Below are 21,010 nucleotides of genomic sequence, written 5' to 3'. Positions count from 1 at the left end.
AGACGCGTCTGTAAAAGGAACGGCCGTTGCGATTAACAGCAACGGCCGTTTTTTTATTCACTCACCAGGCGCTGGCGGGCATCCGCCTCAAGCCGCCACCGCTGCGGTCACCGACGCGCGTTGTGTCTCCTTCCCGCGAATCGCCTGCACGATGAACTCGGCATCGCGTGCGACGCCGGAGAAGCGCCCGGACCCCCACGTATGCAACCACGGCAAGCCGACGAAATACAAACCGTCGATCGGCGTAATGCCGCGCGTATGCGCCGGATAGCCGCGGCCGTTGAATACCGGCGCGTCGAGCCAGCTGAAGTCCGGCGTAAAACCGATGCACCAGATGATCGACGAAATGCCGCTCGCGTCGACATCGAGCGTCGTACGTTCCTCAGCCGGCTGCCAGAGCGGTTCATAGACACCGCCGGCCGGCGCGGCGATACCATGCCTTTCGATAAAGCCGTCGATGCTTGCGTTGATGCGGTTATACGTATCGTCCGCGGCGTCGAGACTGGCGGCGAGCGTCGGCGCAAAGCGCAATTGACCGTCGCGCAGATCGTCGAGCCTGCCATACAGTTCCATACCTTCGGCGGCGAACTTGCGCAGATCGATATCGCGCCCACCGTCGCGGCCGGTCACGTAGTGATTGGTGTTGTCGCGCACGCCTTCACGCAACGGATGCTTTTCGACCGGCATGTCGTAATACCGCATATCGGCGAGCCAGTCCACCACATCGCGGCCCCGATAGAAGCGCGCGCAACGCGGCGCCTCGCCCACCGCGAGGATCACCTTGCGTCCGGCGAGATGCAGGTCCTCTGCGATCTGCGCGCCGGATTGCCCGGTGCCGACTACGAGCACCGCGCCTTCGGGCAACGCCTGGGGATTACGGTACGCGGACGATTGCAACTGCAGGATCCGCGCGGGCAGGCGCTCGGCGAGGCGCGGCACGATCGGTGTGTGATAACCGCCCGAGGCGACCACCACCTGATCGGCAGTGAAATCGCCTTGCGTGGTCGCGATCGCATAGATGCCATCGTCGCGCTGCTTCACGCGTTTGACTTCCGCATGTTCGATAACCGGCGCACCGACGTGCGCGATAAAGCCGTCGAGGTACTCGACGATTTCGTCCTTTTTCATAAAGCCGTGTGGATCGTCGCCACTGTACGGGTAGTCCGGCAACGCGCATTGCCAATTCGGCGTCACGAGACAAAACGCATCCCAGCGTTGCTGGCGCCACGTGTGCGTCACGGTGTTCTTCTCCAGGACCAGATGGTCGATGCCGGCGTGCTTGAGGTAGTAGCTGACCGACAAGCCCGCCTGCCCGCCGCCGACGATGAGCACGTCATAGTGCCCATCAGTCCTCGCGTGAGGTGTTGGATTAGACATGATGCATCCTCTGCAAAAGGTAAGCGTTTAGCTGAATTCGATAACCTTGACGGTTGCTTCAGGCTGGTCGCGAAACCGCTCGGCGTTACGCTCGATCTGCGCCAGCTGATCCATCGCCGCCGAGCAGGCAAAGCCGTATTTTTCGCGCACGCGCTCCGACGCGATGCCTAACGCCTGCCTCGAACGTTCGACGAAATCGCCCAGCGCGTAGGCCTCGCCAGGTGTGAAGAAATCGCCGATGACGAGCGACGGCGAATAACAGTTCGCTTCGTCGCCATCGGGCCATTGAATCCGAAAGTGCATAACAGGCATCGCAAATCCCCAATCAATGAAAAACCGGCGCGCGCTTCGCGAGGAAGCGGCGGTATGCATCGACGTGAAGCCGCGCGCTCGCCGGCCAGCTGAAGCGCGCGAGCAAAGCCGGCACGGCGTGCTCGAAATCGACGTCACCTCCAGCCAGCGCGCGCAGCAACGCCGACGCGATCGACTCGATCTCAGTAGGTGTGGCCCAGCAGCAGGTGGTGTCGTCGAGGTATTCGGTAAACGGTGCGATCGCCGACGCCACAACCGCTGTGCCGCTCGCGAGCGCTTCCAGCACGACGAGACCGAAGCCCTCCCGCAACGACACCATCGACAACACGTCAGCGCTGCGAAATAGCGCGGGCATTGCAGCGTCTTCGAGCGGCCCGGTGACCACCACACTTTCATTCGGACCGACAGACAGCCCCAATTCCATCGCTCGCTGAAGCAAACGGCGGGTGTAGGCGTCGTGATCAAGCAGGCTTGCGCCGCCGGCGATCACGAGCTGCGCACGCGGCAACGTACGCCGCACGGAAGCAAACGCTTCGAGCAAAGCCAGCGTGTTCTTGCGCGCTTCGATACCGCCGACCGAAAGCACGATCGGTCCGCCGTCGATGCCGAAGCGCTGCTTCAGTTGCACATCATGCGAATCCGTGCGAGGTGTGAAGCGTGCGACGTCGACGCCATTCGGCACCGTCATCGCATCGATGCCGTGGGTCAAGTGCATTTCGCGCGTCCACATCTCGCTCACGCAAAGCACCTGGTCCGCGTCCCAATACGCGCGCCGCTGCCACGCAGCCAAACGTGGATCGTCGAAATGATCGAGGTGGTGCACGGTGCGCATGAAGCTGTGAATGAGTCCTCGCGCCTTGAGTTCGGCGAGCGCATTGCCGCTGATGCTGTCCTGCGCATGCAGCACATCGAACGACGCCGCGTCGTGCTCGATCAATGCATGCTTGAATGCATGAATCCGCGCTTCCACCATGGCTACCGTATCGGCCTGTGAAAGCGTGATCGGCGCATAAACCACGCGGCATGGCGGCAAACGAAATAGCGTTTCACCCGGTGCTGCCGGCGCGAATACCGTCACGTCATGTCCGAGCGCGGTAAGCGCCGTCGCCAGTTCAAGCGTATGCACCACCCCGCCGCGCGGGTTGACTGAATGCGTCAGCAACGCGATACGCAAGGTGTTCATCGCGCACCGCCATTCGCGGCGATGAACGGCTCGCGATTGAAGTCCCACAACACCGCTGCGTCATCACGCTGGTGCACGACCGCCCGCCGCGTCGCATCGACCGAGCCGATCACCGCACAAGCCAGCGACCGCGAGTCGAATAGCGACTGCACCGCTTCGACATGTTCTGCGCGCACTGACAGCAAATACCCGAAGCTGGGAAACGCGGTGACCCAGCGCTGCAACGGCACGTCGACGGGTTTCGGAATGCGATCGAGATCGATCCGTGCGCCGACTTGCGAGCACTCGAACAACATCAACGCGGTGCCGAGCGTGCCGGCCATGCTGATATCCTTCGCGGCGTCGCATAGCCCGCTTTCCGCCAATTGCGGCAAACATTCGAGATCGGCCCTTAAACGCTCACCCGGCGCATCCACCGACGCATTCCAGAACGGATAGGGTTCTTCGAAGCGGCCGCGCAAATCGACCGCCATCATCAGGCGGTCGCCCGGTTTCGCGTTGAAACTCGACAGCAACGCTTTCGCGCGCCCCACAATCGACACCGCCAGCTGCGCCGCATCGCTGCGCGTATTCGTATGGCCGCCGACGATCGGCACGCCATATGCAACCGAAGCCGCTGCCATGCCGGCGAGAACCTCATGCGCCGGCTCGATTCCTCGACTCCATAGTGCGTCGACCACCGCCAACGGCCGGCCGCCCATCGCATAGATATCGCTGACGTTGACCATCACACTGCTGTAGCCGGCGAACCACGGCATCGCGCTCACGAAATCGCTGACCATGCCTTCGATCGCGAACAGCAAATAGCCTTCACCATCGGCAAGCGCCGCGCAATCGTCGCCGAGCGCGACCGCCTGCGCAAGATCGCGCGTGCCGCCGGGCAAACGCCGCGCCAGCGAGCTGACGACATCGACGATATCGGTCTTGTGCCCAAACCCTCGGCTCGCGCGCAAGCTGGCGACAAGATCGGCCACGCTCATGCCGCACTCCGCGCCGAAGCGTGCGCATGCGTAACAAAACCACTGCATGGCGCGGTACAAGGCGGATACCGGTCCAATTGCGCCTGCATCAGATGATGCGGCCGCCCGAGCAACATTTCTTCGGCAAGCACGTCCCAATGCATCGCGCGAAAAAGCGGCACATTCTGGCTCTGCACGTGCGCGAGAAAAGTCTCGCAGCCAAGCGCATGCGCGCTGCTCACTGCGAGACGAATCAGCGTCGCGCCGATCTTGCCGTGCCGGCGAAACGCGGCGTGCACCGCGAGCCGCGATCCAAACCAGACGCCCGGCTCTTCCTGATGGATGCGCACGGTGCCGACCACCTGCTCCGGCAGGCCGGCCACACAACTCACTGCCACCAGTTGTTGCGCATGTTCATCTTTGTCGTCGCGATCGTCGCCGACGAAAATGCCCTGCTCGATGCAGAACACCGCGCGCCGCAGCTTGTACGCTTCGTCGGCTTCCCAATCCAGCGTGGTCCACTTGATGCGGAATTCGCTGGGCGCATAGGGCGTGGCAATGATCTCGCCATCCAGTGCAACGCCCGCAATCGCTTCGCCGAACATGATCACTCCTCGTACGATGACAGCGACGAACACGCGCCGCATTTGCCACAGCCCGCCTTGATATCGCTCGAGCGCATCGCGGCGGCGTTGAGCATCGCGCCGAGCGGTTGCAAGACGGCTTTCATGAATTCGGGTGTCGGCGCCGGGTGATCTTCGAGCGGCGTGCCGCTGATCGGCACGAACGGCACCACGAACGGATAAACGCCGAGTTCGATCAGCTCACCTGACATCGCAAGAATCGCCTCCGCGCTATCGCCCAGCCCCGCGAGGATGTAAGTACTGACCTGTCCACGTCCGAACACGGCAACCGCGGCCTTGAACGCTTCCATGTAGCGCGACAGCGGCACGCCCGCTTTGCCCGGCATGATGCGTTCGCGCAGCGCGGGCGTCACCACTTCGAGATGCATGCCCAGCGTATCGATGCCGCTCGCTTTCATGCGTGCGAACCAGCGGTCGTCGTCGGGTGGCTCGCATTGCGCCTGGATCGGCAGATCGACCGCGGCCTTGATCGCGAACGCGCTTTCACAGAGGATCTGCGCGCCGCGATCGGGCGTGGGCGGCGTGCCGGTGGTCAGCACCATATGCTTGACGCCGTCGAGCAGCACCGCCGCGCGCGCCACTTCGGCCAGTTGCTCCGGCGTTTTGCGCGCGATCGTGCGTCCCGCCGCCAGCGACTGACCGATCGCGCAGAACTTGCAGCTCTTGCGACGGCTCTCGTAGCGGATGCAGGTTTGCAACACCGTGGTGGCGAGCACGTCCGCGCTATGCAACGCGGCGATGTGCGAATACGGCACGCCGTCGAGCGTCTGCATGGCGTAAAAGCGCGGTGCTTTTGGAAAGCTGATATTGGCAATCGGAATCGTGCCACGCAGCAACGCGCTCGAACCATTCGCGTCGGGCGTCTGCGCGACGAACGGCGAGTGCCAGGCGGTACTCGTATGCACCGGCACCATGATCGTCACGCCGTCCACCGTCACTGCTTTGTGATCCGACGGCCCGGCGCCGCCACGCCGGCTCGCGGCGCCCGCATCCGGTGCGACCAGCCGCAAACCCGCCGACTGCAATTCAGTCATCAATTGCCGGCTCGCTGCCGACAGCGTCTCGCTGGAGTTCATCGCGCCATTCCACGGTTGAGTTGAAATCGGTGTTCGATGTAGCGGACCACGACGGCATCGGCGCCACGGTTTCCGCAGGCCGCCGGTTGATCGCAAGGCTCAGCAATTCGGGCCGCGCGTAATGGCCGACCGAATCCATCATGCGTTTGCGCTTGGTGATCAGGCTCATGTCGAGATCGGCGATCACCATGCCCTCACCTTCGCGCAGTGGCTCAGCCAGATGCTGTCCCTCCGGCGAGACGATCGCGGTATTGCAGCCGCCGCGCAGCGCCTTCTGCAGATTCGGGTCTGCCGTGACCGAGGCGATCTGCGCTTCGCTCAGCCAACCCGTTGCGTTGACCACGAAGCAGCCCGACTCGAGCGCGTGATGCCGGATCGTCACCTCGATCTGGTCCGCGAAGATCGGCCCCACCAGCGAGCCGGGAAACTGGCTGCAATGAATCTCTTCGTGCTGTGTCATCAAGGCATAGCGGGCGAGCGGGTTGTAATGCTCCCAGCAGGCTAGCGCGCCGACGCGCGCCACCGCCGTGTGCGCCACCTTCAAACCGGCTGCGTCGCCTTGGCCCCAGATCATCCGCTCATGAAACGTCGGCGTGATCTTGCGGCGCTTGAGCAGCAGTTGGCCGTCCACGTCGAAAATCAGTTGCGTGTTGTAGAGGCTGCCGTGATCGCGCTCGTTGACGCCGAGCACCACCACCATCCGGTGCAAACGCGCCCGTTCGGCCACCGCTTGCGTAACCGGACCCGGCACGATCACGGCTTCCTCATAAAGCTTCATGTGATCGGCGCCGGAGGCGACCGGTGGCCGCACAAAAGAAAAGTACGGGTAGTACGGCACGAAGGTTTCGGGGAAGACGATCAGTTGCACGCCTTCGCGCGCCGCCTGCTCGATGGCCTCGCACACCTTGTCGAGGGTGCCGCCGCTGCGTTCGAAGTCCGGTGCGATCTGGACCGCGGCGGCACGCACGATGCGTTTGTCGGACATAGTGGTCACCCGCCTCTCGTCAAACCGTCCACGTGTGGATGATCAGCGCGTTGTCCTTGCGATGAAGAAGCTGGATGTCGAGCACGTCGAGCGGACTGATCGGACGGATGCCTTCGATCAGCGACGCCTCGCCGTGCCCGTACAACGCTTGCAATGCGAAGCGGCATGCGTACACCTTGCCGCCCTCTTCCATGAACTTCATCAACTGCTTGTTGAAGTTCAGATGGCCGGGGAACGCTTCGTCGCCGAGCGTCGGAAAGCCGCGTTGCAGACCGAGCGTGACGCCCGGCCCATACAGCAGAACTGAAGTCTCGAAGCCCTTGCGTTGCAGACGCGTGGCCTGCAACAGATTGACAAAGCCGATCGACCCTTCGAAGGCGACCGTGTGAAACGTGACGAGCGCCTTCTCGCCCGGTTCGGCCTTCACGTCTTCGAAGACTTTCTCTTCGTAGTCGACAAGGTAATCGCCTTTCTGATGCAGCGGTTTGTTGACGGCTGGCATGACACTCTCCGATCAGGTTTGCTAAGTAAAAGATGGCGCGCCATTCAAGCTGTGCGCGCTTCTCCTAACGCAACGCCCGTGCCATTGATCGGTCACGCCAATGCGATCAATCAGCAATCAATTCCGCCTCGATTCGAAGTGCGACTCGAAAATTTTTTGGGCGCGAAGCTTGCATGGAGCCGAGGCGTCGCGAGCAACGACGCCTGGCACCGCGCAATCGCACCAGCCGGGTGCGGTTTGCCGCTGCGAATGTGTCGGCGTGGTGCACTCATTCACCACGGACGATCAATCCGATCATTGATCGACTCAACATGCGATCACTTTTATCGACCTCCAGCCGAAGCCAAAAATGAGCAGCCCGACACACCATTGGATCAAACGCCTCGCCGATATCCGCAAACCGGCTTACCTCGCGATTCCCGATCTGATCGAAGAAGATCTCGCCACCGGACGCCTGCGTCCGCGCGACCGTTTGCCGGGCCTGCGCGATCTCGCGCTGGAACTCGCGCTGAACTACACCACCGTGGCGCGCGCGTATGCCGAAGCGCGAAAGCGCGGCCTGCTCGACTCGCGCGCCGGCAGTGGCACTTTCGTGCGCGGCCGCACGGCCACCTTGCCGCTGACCGGCGGCAGCAGCATCGAGATGTCGATGAATACGCCGCCCGAACCGCCCGACTACGCCGCGCGTTTGCGCGACTCGGCCGCCAGGCTGATGACCGACAGCGATCCGTACGCGTTGCTGCGCTATCAGGACTTCGGCGGCTCGCCCGCCGACAAGGACGCCGGCGCCGAGTGGCTGAAGCGGCGCGTGCCGCATTGCGACGCGCAGAACGTGCTGGTGTGTCCCGGCATCCACAGCGCACTGGTGGCGCTCGTCTCGCAGTTGGCGCGCCCCGGCGCCACGATCTGCCTCGACACCCTCGCCTATCCCGGCATCAAGGCAATCGCCGCGCAACTCGGCGTGCGTCTGCAAGCATTGCCACGCGACGACGAGGGTCCGCTCGCCCATGCATTCGAAGCGCTCTGCAAGACCGACAAACCGAGCGCGTTCTACTGCAATCCGACACTGCAAAACCCAAGCACGCTGACGCTCACGCATAAACGCCGCGAAGCGCTGGCCGATGTCGCGCTGCGCTATAGCGTCCCGATCATCGAAGACGACGCCTACGCGATGCTGCCGCAGAGCGCGCCCGATGCGCTCGCGAGCTTCGCGCCCGAACTCACCTACTACGTGACGGGTTTGTCGAAAAGTCTCGGCGCCGGTTTGCGGGTTGCGCATCTGCATGCGCCGACGCCGCGCCAGACGCAGCGTCTGGCCGGTGCGCTACGCGCGACAACCGTAATGGCGAGCCCATTCACCGTCACGCTCGCGACGCAATGGCTCGCCGACGGGACCGCGCTCGATATGCTCAACGCGATCCGCAATGAATCGCGCGCACGCCAGGCGATTGCTTCGCGCATGCTCGAAGCATGGCCTTACGAAGCGCATCCAGACGGCTTTCATCTATGGTTGCCGGTGCTGGTCGAAAGCGGTTGGAGTGCCTCCGAACTCGCGTTGCAACTGCGCAATCAGGGCATCGCTGCGGTCGCGGGCGCGGCGTTTTCTACCGACGGCAATCCGCCCAACGCGATGCGCGTGTGTCTCGGCGGCTCGAAGACGCGCGACGAGTGCGAAGAAGCGCTGCGCATCGTGGGCGAAACGCTCGACCATCCGCATCATCTGCATTCGCCGGTGATGTAAGGCGATCCGACGTTAGCGCCAGGCAACGTTATCGTCAGACGAATACAGCGCTTGTGCTGCGGCTCAAGGATCGTGAGCGTCGTGAGTCGCGATGAAACCGGTCAACTGCTCGTCGCCCTCAACGAAATGAACCAGCGCTTGCGGCATATCGTCAGCGAAATCCGCGAAGGCGCGAACACGATTTCGTCGGCGACGCAGGAGATCGCCGCGGGCAACCTCGACTTGTCGGCGCGCACCGAACAGCAGGCTGCCTCGCTCGAAGAAACCGCCGCGTCGATGCAGCATTTCACCGACTCGGTTCAGCGCAACGCCAGCAACGCCCATGAAGCCACCACGCTCGCCCGGACCGCCGCGCAAGCGGCCCGTGATGGTGGCGCGGTGATGACCGACGCGGTGCGCACGATGGGACAGATCGACGCCGCCTCCAAACGCATCGTCGATATCATCGCCGTGGTCGAGGCGATCGCCGCGCAGACCAATATTCTGGCGCTCAACGCGGCGGTTGAAGCCGCTCGTGCCGGCACCCAGGGGCGCGGCTTCGCGGTGGTCGCGAGCGAAGTGCGCAGTCTCGCGCAACGTTCGGCCGATGCAGCGCGCGAAATCAAGGCGCTGATTCGCGAGTCGGTTGCGACGATCGACGCCGGCACGCAATTGATCAACCACGCCAGCCATACGATGGACGGCGTGATGCAAAGCGCCGGCAGCGTGACGCGCATCGTCGAGGCAATTGCGACTGCCAGCGTCGATCAGGCAGCCGGTATTGCCGAAGTCAACGATGCGATCACGCAGATGGATCAGGTGACGCAGAGCAATGCGGCGCTCGTCGAGCAAGCCGCCGCGGCGGCTGACGCGGTGCAGGGCAAAGCAGCGTGTCTGGTGCAGAGTGTGAGCTTCTTCCGGCTCGGCGCGGCGGTTTAACAGCGTAAGAGCGTAAAGGCTCGAGCGCCGTGCGTTGCTCGCGCGGCGCTTACGACTCGAAGTCGAGTCCGCCGATCAGCGTCACCGCTTCAGCCTGCGTATGTGAGAGAAAATCCAGTTCGCGCACATGGCGCCATGCTTCGAGCTTGCGCGGCAGCGCTGCCAGATAGCGGGCGAAGCGCGCCTGCCCTCCCGTCCCCATCAGCCGTTCGATCTCGTCGCTATCCCACGTCAAATACAGGTTCAGCGGATGAGGATAGTGGCGCAGGCCTTCGAGCGGTGCGGCGTGAATGCGCACGCGCGTCGGGCGTCCGTGCCCGCGATAAGGCAGCACCTCGGTGCGCACAGTCGTGGCGAAACAGGCCGCGATAGCCTCGGCAATGCGAGGCGCGAACTGTTGATCGAACTGGGCGGCACTCTCTGGACTCATCGATGTCTCCGGCGTTCTGCGCAATGTGCGGAGCATCGTAGCATGCGGGACCGGCCGCGCTCACGCCGTGCGAGGCGCGCGGCGGTTCGAGGCGGCGCTACTTCACCCTGCACGCTTGTTCCGTTGGGCCCGACTGGCGCGCCACCGAAGTAGCAACCCGACGAGAGCCGCGAACGCGGCGGTGGCCGCATAGCCGGCGAGCCGAATAGCGTCTTCGCTGGGTAGGCGGGAGATCAGCACAACGACGACGGCTAGTGCGAGCATCGCTAGAAATCCGACCATCAATTTCATCGCCCCCTCCACCCCGAATGTTCTGAAGTACTACGCCGAGCTGCCCCGACGAACAACCCCATTAGTTTCCCAAGCATACCTGTGCGCGACGCACACGGTGCAGTCGGGGAAACCAGACAGCCGCAGAACATCAGACGGTTTTGGAAGTACCCATCGGCGCGCGCAGCGCCGCCGGAAGTATGACTGCCTTGTCACGAAGGCGGAGTGTGCGATGACACAGATTCCAGATGCTCCACTACCGTGACCGCGCGAGGGACCCGCTTAAGCGTTAGCGGTTTGAGCCGCTTTCTTTGCTTACTTTCTTTGCGGCGGCAAAGAAAGTAAGTGCCTGCCCCGCACAGGGGCGACGCTAATAGACCGCTAAGAAAACAAGGAAAGGCCAACGCCGCAGGCACACAGACATACGCGCCGCACAGGCAAACAAAAAACCGCCTCCCCACTGCGTCTCAAACGATCACCCTCTCCCGCTCCCCCTCGCCTGCTCCAACACAAACTCAATAAAAGTCGCAGCAGCCCGAGTGTGATGCCGATTAGGCATATACAGCATGTACATATTCGTGCCGAAGATGCTTAACCGCCACTCATCGAGTGCAGTCACCACATCACCGCGCCGCAAATCCTCCTGCACCACATAATCGGGCACAAGCCCCACACCGAGACCAGCAAGCACTGCCTGCCGTAAAAACAAAAAATTCTCGGAAATAATCGCAGGCTCCAGCAGCACCTCATGCCGCTCATCGCGCAGATAAGCCGCCACGCGCAACTGCTTGCCGACGACTGCCGCGGTAATCAGCGGCGCGGTCCGCAGATCGTCAAGCTTCTCCGGCATGCCATGGCTCTCAGCAAAAGCCGGCGAAGCACAAGCGACATAACTCACCGACCCCATATCGCGCGCGACAAGGTTCTGCGGCGGCTCCGACATCACCCTTACAGCGATATCGACCTCATCGCGCATCAAATCCTCGACGCGATTCTCGAACATCACATCCAGCACGATTCCCGGATAAAGACGCTTGAACGCAATCAGCCACTCCGACATCACCAGTTGCCCATAACCGCTAGGCACACTTAACCGCACCCGCCCCTGCAAGCTTTGCCCGAGCGTAGTAACCGATTCGTGCGCAGCCAGCAGCGCGTTTTGAATCGTGCGGCCGTGCTCATACAACTGCAGACCGATTTCAGTCGGCTCGACCCGGCGCGTGGTGCGCCTCACCAGTTGCAGCCCGATCGAGCGCTCAAGTTGGTTCAGGTGGTAACTCACGTTCGCGCGGCTCATTTTCAGCCGGCGTGCAGCTTCGCTCAGGTTGCCTGCATCGAGAATGTCCACCAGCAAGGTCAGCGAATTGACGTCCATGACGATGCCTTTGTCAAAATAATTTTGACAGTCTGTCAACGGTCCATGTCATTGTCAATAAACCTTGTCCAACCGACAATCAGGACAATCGGAGAATTCGCCAGACCGGCATGTCTGGATAACAGTCAGGAGACAAGACCATGACCCTCACACCTTCGGCCGACGTCGTGACGCGCGAATTGCGCGGCAAAGTGCTGCTGGTGACGATCGACCACGCGCCGGTCAATGCCCTCTCCGCCGATGTGCGGCGCGGCCTGCTCGCCGCGATTGAAGCCGCGGACGCCGACAAAGCCGTCGAGGCGGTGCTGATCGTCGGTGCCGGCCGCAACTTCATTGCCGGTGCGGATATTCGCGAGTTCGGCAAGCCGCCGGTACCGCCCTCGCTGCCGGACGTGTGCAACCGGATCGAAGCATGCAGCAAGCCGGTCGTGGCGGCGATTCACGGCGCCGCGCTTGGCGGTGGCCTGGAAGTGGCGCTGGCAGCCCACTATCGGCTCGCCGTCGAAGGCGCGAAGCTCGGTTTGCCGGAAGTGCAACTCGGTCTACTGCCCGGCGCGGGAGGTACGCAACGCACGCCGCGTCTGGTGGGCGCGCAGGCCGCGCTGGAGCTGATTTTGAGCGGCCGCCACGTCGGCGCGAAGGAAGCGCACGCGCTGGGGCTCGTCGACCGCCTCGGCAGCAGTGGCGACATCCTCGCCGAGGGGCTCGCCTATGTGCACGAACTGCTGGCCGCGCACGCGCCGGCACGACGCACGCGAGACGCCAACGCGCTGACGGACCGCGCCGCCGGCCTCGCCGCAGTCGCGACGGCCCGCGCGGAAACGGCAAAGAAGTCGCGCGGCCTGTTCTCACCGATGAAAATCGTCGACGCCGTCGAAGCCGCCATCGAACAGCCTTTCGAAGACGGCCTGCGGTTTGAGCGCAAGCTCTTTCTGCAGTGCATCGACAGCCCGCAGCGCGCGGGTCTGATTCACGCGTTCTTTGCCGAACGTGAAGTACTCAAGGCGCCGGAAACGCGCGACGCGAAACCGCGTGCGCTCGGCAAGATCGGCGTGGTGGGCGGCGGCACGATGGGCGCGGGCATCGCGGTCGCGGTGCTCGACGCGGGCTTGCCGGTGACGATGATCGAACGCGACGACGCGTCGCTCGCGCGCGGCCTTGCGCACATCGAAAAAGTCTACGACGGTCTGATTTCCAAAGGTCGTATGAATGCCGCGGCGAAAGCGGACGTGATGACGCGCTGGAGCGGCAGCACGTCATACGACGCGCTCGCCGACGCCGATCTGGTGATCGAAGCCGTCTTCGAAGACATGTCGGTCAAGCAGGCTGTGTTCGCCGAACTCGACCGCGTTTGCAAAGCCGGTGCTGTGCTTGCAACCAACACGTCGTACCTCGACATCGACACGCTCGCTGCCAGCATCTCGCGTCCCACGGACGTGATCGGTCTGCACTTCTTCTCCCCCGCCAACATCATGAAGCTGCTGGAAGTGGTGGTGCCGGGACAAGTCAGCGCGGACGTGGTCGCCATCGCGTTCGAACTTGCGAAAAAGCTGAAGAAGACGCCGGTGCGAGCGGGCGTGTGCGACGGCTTCATCGGCAACCGCGCGCTCGCCGTGTATCGTGCCGCCGCCGACGCGATGATGGAAGACGGAGCGTCGCCCTATCAGATCGACCAGGCCGTGCGCGCCTTCGGCTTTCCGATGGGACCGTTTCAAGTGGTCGATCTGGCGGGCGGCGACATCGGTTGGGCCACGCGCAAGCGCCGCGCCGCCACGCGTAATCCGCAAGCTCGCTACGTGCAGATCGCCGACCGTCTGTGCGAACGCGGCTGGTTCGGTCAGAAGACCGGCCGCGGTTTTTATCTGTATGCCGAAGGTTCACGCAGCGGCATGCCCGATCCTGAAGTCGAAGCAATCATCGACGCCGAACGCAAACGCGCCGGCATCGCGCCGCGCAGTTTCACCGACGAAGAAATCATGCGCCGCTATATGGCCGCGATGATCAACGAAGGCGCCAACGTCGTGCATGAAGGCATCGCGCTACGGCCGCTCGATGTGGACGTCACCTTCCTGTACGGCTACGGCTTTCCGCGTTATCGCGGCGGTCCGATGAAATACGCGGACATGGTGGGTCTGCCGACGATCCTCGCCGACATCCGCGAGTTCGCCAAAGAAGACCCGTTGTTCTGGCAGCCGTCGCCGTTGCTCGTGGAACTGGTCGAACGCGGCGCCGATTTCGCGAGCCTCAATCAGACAGTTTGAGACGGCTCGTTAAGACGACGCGTCATTGACAACACATCGACAGGCGGCGACGCGCTCGCCGTCTGTCCGTTCAATATCTACGGAAGAACCCGCTATGGATCTGAACTTCACCCCCGAAGAAGAAGCCTTCCGCGCTGAAGTGCTCGGCTTCCTGCGTGACAAACTCCCGCAGCGACTCGCCGACAAAGTGCACGGCGGCCGCCGCCTGACGCGCGCCGACATGGCCGAGTGGCACGCGATCCTCAACGCGCAAGGCTGGCTCGCCAATCATTGGCCGAAAGAGTACGGCGGCCCGGGTTGGAGCGCGGTGCAGAAATTCATCTTCGAGAACGAATGCGCGCTGGCGGGTGCGCCGCGCGTCGTGCCGTTCGGCGTCAACATGCTCGGGCCGGTACTGATCAAATACGGCAACGAAGCGCAAAAGCGCCACTGGCTGCCGCGCATTCTCGACGGCTCCGACTGGTGGTGCCAGGGCTACTCGGAACCCGGCGCCGGTTCCGATCTCGCCTCGGTCAAGACCACCGCCGTGCGCGGCGCCGATGCGCAAGGCGAGCACTACATCGTCAACGGCCAGAAGACGTGGACCACGCTCGGCCATTACGCGAACATGATCTTCTGCCTGGTGCGCAGCGCCACCGACGTGCGCAAGCAGGAAGGCATCAGCTTCCTGCTGATCGACATGAATACGCCTGGCGTCGAAGTGCGGCCGATCATCACGCTCGACGGCGAGCACGAAGTCAACGAAGTGTTCTTCACCGACGTGCGCGTGCCGGTTGAGAACCTCGTCGGCGAAGAGAACAAGGGCTGGACTTACGCGAAGTATCTGCTCACGTATGAGCGCACCAATATCGCGGGCGTCGGCTTCTCGGTCGCCGCGCTCAATCGGCTGCGCAAGATCGCCGCGAAGCAACTGCACAACGGCCGGCCGCTTGCGGAAGACCCGCAGTTCGCGGCTCGCATGGCGCGCGTCGAGATCGATCTGGAGAACATGAAGACCACCAACCTGCGCGTGATCGCGGCCGTGGCCGGCGGCGGCGTGCCGGGCGCGGAGAGTTCGATGCTGAAGATTCGCGGCACCGAGATTCGCCAGGAGATCTCGTCGCTTACGCGGCGCGCGATGGGACCGTACGCGCAGCCCTTCATCGAGGCAGCATTGCACGACGGATACGAAGGCACGCCGGTAGGCCCGGATGAGGCCGCGAGCGCCGCTTCTTTGTATTTCAACAACCGCAAGCTGTCGATCTTCGGCGGCTCCAACGAAATCCAGAAGAACATCATTTCCAAAATGATCCTGGGACTGTAAGGGGCGCACTCCATGAATTTCCAGCACACCGAAGACCGCCGCATGCTGGCGGATACGCTTAATCGCTTCATCAGCGAGCAATACGGCTTCGAGACGCGCGACAAGATCGCGCGCTCGGCGCAAGGATTCAGTACCGAGCTGTGGAATCGCTTCGCAGAGCTTGGCATTATCGGCGCGTTGTTCGATGAAGCGCATGGTGGCTTTGGCGGCGGCGGTTTCGATATCGCCGTCGTGTTCGAGAGCCTGGGCCGCGGCCTCGTGGTCGAGCCGTTTCTCGACACGCTGATCGTCGGCCAGGCCATCGTACACAGCGGCAACGATACGCAGAAAGCTGCGCTTGCCGAGTTGATCGACGGCTCGCGGATCGTCGCACTCGCGCATGGCGAGCCTGATAGTCACTATGAACTGTCACGCGTGACAACGCGTGCGGAGCGCAGCGGCGAATCATGGCGGCTGAACGGCGCGAAAGCAGTGGTTCAGCACGGCGAACACGCCGGGTCGTATTTGGTCTCGGCGCGCACGCGCAGCGCGGACGACGCCGAAGACGGCATCACGCTGTTTCTCGTGCCTCGCGACGCAGCGGGCGTGAGCGTGCGCGGCTACGGCAAGATCGACGGAGGACGTGCGGCTGAGGTCACGTTCGACAATGTCGTGCTCGGTGATAACGCGTTGCTCGGCGTGGCCGGCGAAGGCTATGCGACACTCGAATACGGCGTTGGCTGCGGCGTGCTGGCGTTGTGTGCTGAAGCCATCGGCGCAATGGATGTCGCTAAGGAGTACACGCTCGAATATTTGCGTACCCGTAAGCAGTTCGGTGTGCCGATTGGCAGCTTCCAGGCGTTGCAGCATCGGATGGCTGATCTGCTGCTCGAGATCGAACAGGCGCGCTCAGCGGTGATCAATGCCGCTGCTGGGCTTGCGGCTGAGCGCAAGGTGCGGGAGCGGGCTCTTTCTGCGGCTAAATATAGTATTGGGCGGATTGGCGCGCTGGTTGCCGAGGAGTGTATTCAGTTGCATGGCGGTATCGGTATGACGTGGGAGTTGCCGCTTTCCCACTATGCCAAGCGGCTGGTGATGATCGATCATCAGCTTGGGGATGAGGATCATCATCTTGAACGGTATATCGCGTTGGGGCGTAGTTGAAGTACGCCTGCGGCGTTGGCTTTTTGCTGGATTATTTTGCCTTTGGCGGCGGCATTTGTCCGTGTGCCTGCAGCGGTGGTTTTTTCTTTTCTTATTGGTTTATTAGCGTTGCCCCTGTGCGGGGCGGCACCTACTTTTCTTTGTCCACCAAGTGGACTTCCTTCGGGGCGCCGGCCGCAAAGAAAAGTAGGCAAAAGAAAGCGGCCCAAACCGCTAATGCTAAGCGGGTCTCGTCCAAAAAGCGGGCATTGATCAACGCGCGCCGTGGTCCCCTTTACCGGCTCGCGCTCGCGTTGCATACCGGCTTCGTGCGCATGACCGGCGCCACGCTCGATGCTTACCAGTATGTGCCGCGGATCCTGTGGAGCCATCTGGGCAAGCACCTCGGGATTGAGCCGCCGGACCTCGGCACCCTGCGCACCCTCTATGAAACCCGCGAACGTACGCTCTTCGACCATCAGGTGATCGCGTATCAGGCGCTCGGCTTTGTGCCGATGGCCGAACATTAGCGCCGCTATGTCATGCGCTGGCTCAAGGAGCGGCTCGCGGGACGTCCGAATCGCGCCGATCATTGGCTGAAACAGATCGATTCGCGGGTGTTTTGCGTTCCCTCAGAACGCTGTCTGCGCGTGATGAATACGCCGGTTGATGTGCGTGAACGCGAAGGCGAGGTGTGCGATGAATACGCGTCCGATATCTCAGCGAGACGCTGGCCGGGGCAATTCAGGATCTTCGGCACGCACTTATTGCAGCAGGGGTGCCGCGGTGAACACCGTAACGTCAGTCGTCGAAATATCCCGCTGCCAGCGCCTCGTCGAAATCGGTGATCCACGGGGCGAAATGATCGGTGTCGTAGATCGCCATCTTGCCGTTGGTGATACGGGTTACGGAGATCTGTCGGATAGTTCCGTTCCTTCCACCCGTCGGGTAGTCGTCGTTGTCCGTGATCTTGAATTCGCGCAGGTCAAGTCCACGGCTTGCAAGGACAGCCTTGACGTCCTCCTGTTCGTCCCACGAAAACTCGGTGAAGTCATGGGCTGCCATGTTCGTCTCCTCGGCACGGTGAGCGAAAATCATCCTAGCACGGAGGCGTGACATGCCGGATACGAGCGAACAGCGACGAGAATACGCCAACTCGCACATCATCCACGACGCGCTCGCGCGCCTTGGTCCGCAGACGCAATCGCAACTGTCAGCGCGTGTGGACGTGACGGCTGTGGTGCAAATAAAAGGGAGAGAGGAATCGCGGCTCGTCGATGGGTTGCTTCAAGATGCAGAAAGAACGGCATTCCAGACAGCGGGCGCAGCGGTACCTCCTCCAAGCCAGGGGAACGTAAAGAACGTGGCGAGTTCGAACTCGCTCAGATCGCGCGGCATGCCCAAATAGGCAAGTCGCCAGTGTTCCATCGCCGTCCGCTCCGGAAGCGAAAGAGGGACCGACCAGCCTAGCCGGAAAAAATTGGCAGATCAACGGACAATTGTCGGAACACGCCAGTACGCGACCGAGCGCGAACCACAAACAGTAACTATTTGATCTATATAAACATAATATTGGGGGCTGACCGCCAACCATTGTCGCGCCTAGATCGCGCTACCGTCGTAATCTGCATGGAAATCACGGGGAGGCTTACTTCCCGGACTTCCTGGACATCATGCTCAGCTTGCAGGGTGATGTGCAAAGCGCAGCCTACGCGGGCCTGGTTAGCGCGCCCAACTTGTTCTGGGCGGTCGGCCCGCAGCTTGTGCAGTACGTGTTCGACGGCGGGTATCGTCGTGCGCAACTCGACTCCGCCAAGGCGGCAACCGAAGAAGCGCGAGAACGTTACCGCGGCGTGGTGCTGTCTGCATTCCAGCAGGTTGAAGACAACCTTGCCCTGCTGTCATATCTCCGCACTGCGCTTAGTGAGCAACGGGATGCGGCAAACGCCGCCCAGTACTCGGTCGAACTCGCGTTACGCCAATATCGCCAAGGCACAGTGGGCTACCTCGATGTCGTGCAGGCGCAGACCGTCGCACTCGAGGCACAACGCAGCGTGCTCGATATCCAGACACGCCAGCTGAGTGCGAATGTGCAACTCCTGCATGCGCTCGGCGGCGGATGGTCGAGCGATGAACTCGCTCAAGCGGCTGCAGCGCCTGCACTCGTCGCGACAGCCAAGGAACGCAGCGCTAATTGAACGCCTCTGCACGGCACGGGAGAAGCGTTGGTTCCGGTGCAAATAACGAGTCGAGTCGGTAACAGTCGCGCGTCGGACGAGCCAGGGACTAGCGATGAGTAAGCACGAAAATATAGGCCGTACCTGAGCCCGGGATAGCACCTTGGATTGCTAAACATTCCCGCTCGCGCGCTGTTCGACACGTCGAATGCCGCTCATCGCGAGCGGCATCGTCCCCATTGCGCTCAGCCGCCGTGAAGCGCCTTGCTCAAGCCTGCATCGGACAACGCGCAAAGCGCCACCGCCGACCAGTCATGCTCGGCGCCGAGCCCTTGCGAGCGCAACGTCAGGAACCGGTCGTGGACGAGACTTGCCAGCGGCAGCGGAACGCCAAGTGCCTCAGCGGCTGCCAGCATCAGGCGGTTGTCCTTCTGGCCGAGCGGCAACGAGAAGCCAGGCGGCTGGAATTGCTGCGATGCGATCAACGGACCGTAGATCTTGTATGGCGGCGCATTGAAGTTTGCGCTCGTCAACAGCTCGACCAGACGCATCGGATCGATGCCGGCCTTGCCTGCTACGGCACAGGCTTCGCCCAGCGTTTCGATGATCACGGACAACATGAAATTGCCGATCAGCTTCACCAGGTTGGCCTGCGAAGCATCTTCTCCGACAATACCCACCGACTGTCCGAGCGTTTCGAGAAGCGGCACGGCAACCTTGAGGTGCTCCTCCGCGCCGGCCGCCATGATGAACAGCTTGCGCGCCGCCGCGGCATCGGGCCGGCCGAATACTGGTGCGGACACGAAGGCTAGACCCGCTTCACGGTACTTCGCTACGTGGTCCTGCGCAGTGGCGACACTGATCGTGCTCATCGAGATGTGCAGCGCACCCGGCTTCAGCGTGGTGGCGATCCCCGCCTCGCCGAACGTGACCGCTGCGTGCGCGGCATCGTCGGCCACCATCGTGAACACCACGTCGGTCCCCAGCGCCGCCTGCGCGGGACTCGACGCAACGCTCGCCCCTGCTTCGCGCAGCGGCTCGGCGCGGGCCGGACTCCGGTTGAAAACCTGCACGTCATGCCCGGACTCGATCAGATTCTTCGCAATCGCGGCGCCCATCGAGCCAAGCCCTACAAATCCAATTTTCATAACGACACTCCAAATGATCAGCCGCGCGAATGCGGGCCTGTTCAGACCGCAAATTGATAGACCTGACGGCTCACGTCGAGCGTCACGTCGCCGTGTTCGCCCAATGCCGTCATCCCGTGCTCTGCGAGCTTCGCAATCAGCGTGCCGATTGTCTGGCCGCCAATCTGGTAGTCGCGCAAGCGGGTTCCCACCGTCATGCGCTCGAAGAACACGCGGGTCGCCGTGATCGCCGCACTGATACGCTCGTCCTCGCTGCCCTCGGTAATGTTCCAGACGCGTTCGGCGTATTGCAGCAACTTCGCGCGCTTCGACTCGCGGCGCACGCTCAGCATGGCCGGCAACACGATAGCGAGCGTCTGTGCATGATCGAGTCCGTGCAGCGCCGTGATCTCGTGGCCGAGCATGTGGGTCGCCCAGTCCTGCGGCACGCCGGCGCCGATCAGGCCGTTCAGCGCCAGTGTTGCCGTCCACATCAGGTTGGCTCGCACCGCATAGTTGTGCGGCTCGGCAAGCGCTTGCGGGCCGACTTCAGTCAGCGTGATCAGCAGGCCTTCGGCGAAACGGTCCTGTACCCTGGCGCCCACCGGATAGGTCAGATACTGCTCGACGATATGAACGAACGCATCGACGACACCGTTCGCAATCTGCCGCGGCGGCAACGAATAGGTCGTGGTCGGATCGAGCACCGAGAAGACCGGATAGGTCGCCTCGCTACGGAACGGCAGCTTGTCGCCTTTCCCGCGGTGGCTGATAACGCCGCCGTTGTTCATCTCCGAACCGGTGGCGGGCAGCGTCAGCACGCTGCCGAACGGCATCGCGTTGTGTATCTCGGCCTGCTTCGCCAGAATGTCCCACGGTTCGCCGTCGAACTTCACTGCGGCAGCGACGAACTTGGTGCCGTCGATCACCGAGCCGCCGCCCACCGCCAGCAGAAAATCGATGTTCTTTTCGCGGGCGAGCGCAACAGCTTCCATCAGCGTTTCGTAAGTGGGATTCGGTTCGATGCCACCGAACACGTGCCATGCGCGGTCACCGAGCGCCGCCTGCACTTGCGCGAGCACACCGTTGCTCTTGATGCTGCCGCCGCCACACGTAATCAGCACCCGTGCGTTGGGCGGGACGTGCGCATCAAGTGCGGCAATCTGGCCTTCGCCGAAGATGATTCGTGTGGGGTTATGAAACGTAAAGTTCTGCATTGAATCTCGTTTCCTTACATTGAAATGACCG

The 21,010-nt window shown here is 62.4% G+C and carries 19 protein-coding genes and 1 pseudogene; 7 read left to right on the top strand and 13 right to left on the bottom strand.

What is annotated here, in order from left to right:
• Positions 1 to 87 precede the first annotated feature (87 nt).
• From WN982_RS06600 to WN982_RS06565, 8 genes are read right to left on the bottom strand one after another with little or no spacing between them, the layout of a single operon-like run.
• Positions 88 to 1,377, bottom strand: a complete 1,290-nt coding sequence (locus tag WN982_RS06600; RefSeq protein WP_341314940.1) for an MSMEG_0569 family flavin-dependent oxidoreductase — start codon at positions 1,375 to 1,377, stop codon at positions 88 to 90.
• Between the two features lie 27 nt (positions 1,378 to 1,404).
• The gene (locus WN982_RS06595) at positions 1,405 to 1,689 is read right to left on the bottom strand and encodes an MSMEG_0570 family nitrogen starvation response protein (RefSeq protein ID WP_341314939.1); all 285 of its coding nucleotides are present in this window, start codon (positions 1,687 to 1,689) and stop codon (positions 1,405 to 1,407) included.
• Positions 1,690 to 1,702: 13 nt separating this feature from the next.
• Positions 1,703 to 2,872, bottom strand: coding sequence for an MSMEG_0565 family glycosyltransferase (locus WN982_RS06590; RefSeq protein ID WP_341314938.1), 1,170 nt, complete (start codon positions 2,870 to 2,872; stop codon positions 1,703 to 1,705).
• Positions 2,869 to 3,852 carry a sll0787 family AIR synthase-like protein gene (locus WN982_RS06585; protein ID WP_341314937.1) on the bottom strand — a complete coding sequence of 328 codons (984 nt, stop codon included), beginning with the start codon at positions 3,850 to 3,852 and terminating at the stop codon, positions 2,869 to 2,871. Before WN982_RS06585 ends, WN982_RS06590 begins: the two co-directional genes overlap by 4 nt.
• Entirely contained in the window at positions 3,849 to 4,436 is a 588-nt protein-coding gene (locus WN982_RS06580; protein ID WP_341314936.1) for an MSMEG_0567/Sll0786 family nitrogen starvation N-acetyltransferase, read from the bottom strand. Before WN982_RS06580 ends, WN982_RS06585 begins: the two co-directional genes overlap by 4 nt.
• Positions 4,437 to 4,438: 2 nt before the next feature.
• The gene (locus tag WN982_RS06575; RefSeq protein ID WP_341315733.1) at positions 4,439 to 5,509 is read right to left on the bottom strand and encodes an MSMEG_0568 family radical SAM protein; all 1,071 of its coding nucleotides are present in this window, start codon (positions 5,507 to 5,509) and stop codon (positions 4,439 to 4,441) included.
• Positions 5,502 to 6,536 carry a Nit6803 family nitrilase gene (locus tag WN982_RS06570; protein WP_341314935.1) on the bottom strand — a complete coding sequence of 345 codons (1,035 nt, stop codon included), beginning with the start codon at positions 6,534 to 6,536 and terminating at the stop codon, positions 5,502 to 5,504. The genes WN982_RS06575 and WN982_RS06570 overlap by 8 nt, the downstream gene beginning before the upstream one ends.
• 19 nt (positions 6,537 to 6,555) lie before the next feature.
• Positions 6,556 to 7,038, bottom strand: coding sequence for an MSMEG_0572/Sll0783 family nitrogen starvation response protein (locus WN982_RS06565; RefSeq protein WP_054040483.1), 483 nt, complete (start codon positions 7,036 to 7,038; stop codon positions 6,556 to 6,558).
• A gap of 349 nt (positions 7,039 to 7,387) precedes the next feature.
• Between WN982_RS06565 and WN982_RS06560 the strand changes: the two genes are divergently transcribed.
• Entirely contained in the window at positions 7,388 to 8,779 is a 1,392-nt protein-coding gene (locus WN982_RS06560) for a PLP-dependent aminotransferase family protein (protein WP_341314934.1), read from the top strand.
• Positions 8,780 to 8,857: 78 nt separating this feature from the next.
• Positions 8,858 to 9,697 (top strand): annotated as a pseudogene (locus tag WN982_RS06555) (methyl-accepting chemotaxis protein); the annotation flags it as partial.
• Between the two features lie 49 nt (positions 9,698 to 9,746).
• Here WN982_RS06555 and WN982_RS06550 read toward each other — a convergent pair.
• Together WN982_RS06550 and WN982_RS06545 are read right to left on the bottom strand one after the other, a co-directional pair.
• On the bottom strand, positions 9,747 to 10,127 hold the full coding sequence (locus tag WN982_RS06550; RefSeq protein WP_341314933.1) for a DUF5594 family protein: 381 nt from the start codon (positions 10,125 to 10,127) through the stop codon (positions 9,747 to 9,749).
• 745 nt (positions 10,128 to 10,872) lie between these two features.
• The gene (locus WN982_RS06545) at positions 10,873 to 11,772 is read right to left on the bottom strand and encodes a LysR family transcriptional regulator (protein ID WP_341314932.1); all 900 of its coding nucleotides are present in this window, start codon (positions 11,770 to 11,772) and stop codon (positions 10,873 to 10,875) included.
• 140 nt (positions 11,773 to 11,912) lie between these two features.
• Here WN982_RS06545 and WN982_RS06540 point away from each other — a divergent pair, with 140 nt between their 5' ends.
• From WN982_RS06540 to WN982_RS06525, 4 genes are all read left to right on the top strand, one after another.
• A complete protein-coding gene (locus WN982_RS06540) occupies positions 11,913 to 14,033 on the top strand; it encodes a 3-hydroxyacyl-CoA dehydrogenase NAD-binding domain-containing protein (RefSeq protein WP_341314931.1) in 2,121 nt (706 codons plus the stop codon).
• Between the two features lie 94 nt (positions 14,034 to 14,127).
• The gene (locus WN982_RS06535) at positions 14,128 to 15,336 is read left to right on the top strand and encodes an acyl-CoA dehydrogenase family protein (RefSeq protein ID WP_341314930.1); all 1,209 of its coding nucleotides are present in this window, start codon (positions 14,128 to 14,130) and stop codon (positions 15,334 to 15,336) included.
• A gap of 12 nt (positions 15,337 to 15,348) precedes the next feature.
• Entirely contained in the window at positions 15,349 to 16,479 is a 1,131-nt protein-coding gene (locus tag WN982_RS06530) for an acyl-CoA dehydrogenase (protein ID WP_341314929.1), read from the top strand.
• On the top strand, positions 16,476 to 16,988 hold the full coding sequence (locus WN982_RS06525; protein WP_341314928.1) for a DUF4158 domain-containing protein: 513 nt from the start codon (positions 16,476 to 16,478) through the stop codon (positions 16,986 to 16,988). Before WN982_RS06530 ends, WN982_RS06525 begins: the two co-directional genes overlap by 4 nt.
• Before the next feature lie 271 nt (positions 16,989 to 17,259).
• On the opposite strand, the gene WN982_RS06520 is transcribed toward WN982_RS06525, so the two are convergent.
• A complete protein-coding gene (locus WN982_RS06520) occupies positions 17,260 to 17,523 on the bottom strand; it encodes a hypothetical protein (protein WP_341314927.1) in 264 nt (87 codons plus the stop codon).
• 608 nt (positions 17,524 to 18,131) lie between these two features.
• On the opposite strand from WN982_RS06520, the gene WN982_RS06515 reads away from it, so the two are divergent.
• Positions 18,132 to 18,656, top strand: a complete 525-nt coding sequence (locus WN982_RS06515; RefSeq protein ID WP_341314926.1) for a TolC family protein — start codon at positions 18,132 to 18,134, stop codon at positions 18,654 to 18,656.
• A gap of 224 nt (positions 18,657 to 18,880) precedes the next feature.
• On the opposite strand, the gene WN982_RS06510 is transcribed toward WN982_RS06515, so the two are convergent.
• Positions 18,881 to 19,783 carry an NAD(P)-dependent oxidoreductase gene (locus tag WN982_RS06510; RefSeq protein ID WP_341314925.1) on the bottom strand — a complete coding sequence of 301 codons (903 nt, stop codon included), beginning with the start codon at positions 19,781 to 19,783 and terminating at the stop codon, positions 18,881 to 18,883.
• A gap of 41 nt (positions 19,784 to 19,824) precedes the next feature.
• Positions 19,825 to 20,979, bottom strand: coding sequence for an alcohol dehydrogenase (gene yqhD / locus WN982_RS06505; RefSeq protein WP_341314924.1), 1,155 nt, complete (start codon positions 20,977 to 20,979; stop codon positions 19,825 to 19,827).
• Between the last annotated feature and the right edge of the window lie 31 nt (positions 20,980 to 21,010).

Origin of the sequence: Paraburkholderia sp. IMGN_8 (assembly GCF_038050405.1) — a bacterium.
Taxonomy (GTDB): domain Bacteria; phylum Pseudomonadota; class Gammaproteobacteria; order Burkholderiales; family Burkholderiaceae; genus Paraburkholderia.
The sequence above is the reverse complement of the archived record's forward strand: the minus strand, read 5'-3'. Positions and strand labels throughout refer to the sequence as shown.